The organism is Promicromonospora kroppenstedtii DSM 19349 (assembly GCF_000515355.1).
Taxonomy (GTDB): Bacteria; Actinomycetota; Actinomycetes; order Actinomycetales; family Cellulomonadaceae; genus Promicromonospora; species Promicromonospora kroppenstedtii.
The window spans coordinates 59592-60706 of the sequence record NZ_KI911644.1 but is presented as its reverse complement, the minus strand read 5'-3'; the positions used below and the strand labels follow the sequence as shown (position 1 = coordinate 60706).

Below are 1115 nucleotides of genomic sequence, written 5' to 3'. Positions count from 1 at the left end.
GCGGGCGCCGGCCCCGCCGCCGCGACACCGGCCGGACCCACCCCCGAGGCGATCGACGCCTACCTCGCCGACCTCCACGAGGCCTCGGGGGTGCCCGGCCTGTCCGCCGTGGTGACGCACGGCGACCGGGTGGTCCACGCCGCCGGGTACGGGCACGACTCCACCGGCGCGCCGGTCACCGCGCAGACCCCCATGCGGATCGCGTCGGTCAGCAAGTCGTTCACCGCGATGGCCGTGCTGGTCCTGGCCGAGGACGGCGCGATCGACCTCGACGCCCCGGTCACCCGCCAGCTCCCCGAGCTGGAGCTGGCCGACCCGCGCGTGGACCAGATCACCGTCCGGCAGCTCCTCGACCAGACCTCCGGGTTCTCGGACACCACGGTCGACGTCGCCGACCTCGCCGAGGCCACGTCCCGCACCGACTATGTCGCCCGCCTGCACGACGACGCCCTGGCCACCGACCCCGGCACGGCCTACCACTACTGCAACGTGAACTTCGACGTCGCCGCCCGGCTCGTCGAGGTGGCCTCGGGGCAGGCGTTCGGCGACTTCCTGGCCGAGCGCGTGCTCGAGCCGCTCGGCATGACCGGCACCGCCACCCGCGACGACGTCGTGCGGCCCGCCGCCGGCTACACCTCACTCCTCGGCGCGTGGGTGCCGCGCCAGGAACCCGCATGGTTCGACGACACCGGCAGCGCCGGGGTCATCACCACCGCCGACGACCTGGGCCGCTGGCTGATCGCCCAGACCGGGAACGGCCCGCGGCTCGTGGCACCCGCCACGCTCGACGCCGCCCACACGCCGTCGGCGGCCGGTCCCTACGGCCTGGGCTGGCACACCGAGGACGACGGCACCGCCTGGCACTCGGGCTTCGTCATGACCTACCGCGCCGTCGAGTGGATCGACCCGGCGACGGGGTACGGCATCGCCGTCATGACCAACGGTGCCGGCCTCACCGACGTCACCCGCACCGCCCTGGACGGGCTCGTCGCGCTCACCCGCGGCGAGACCCCCGACGCCGCCGACGGGACGCACACCGCCGACCTGGTGCTCGGCGCCCTGCTGCTCGCCTCCGTCACGATCGGCGTCGTGGGCGTGCGGCGCGCGCCGCGCTG

1 protein-coding gene is annotated in these 1115 nt (G+C 75.3%); it reads left to right on the top strand.

The window, feature by feature from the left end; all coding sequences use genetic code 11:
- A partial coding sequence (locus tag PROKR_RS09270) for a serine hydrolase domain-containing protein (protein ID WP_036962373.1) occupies positions 1-1115 on the top strand: 1115 nt, incomplete at both ends.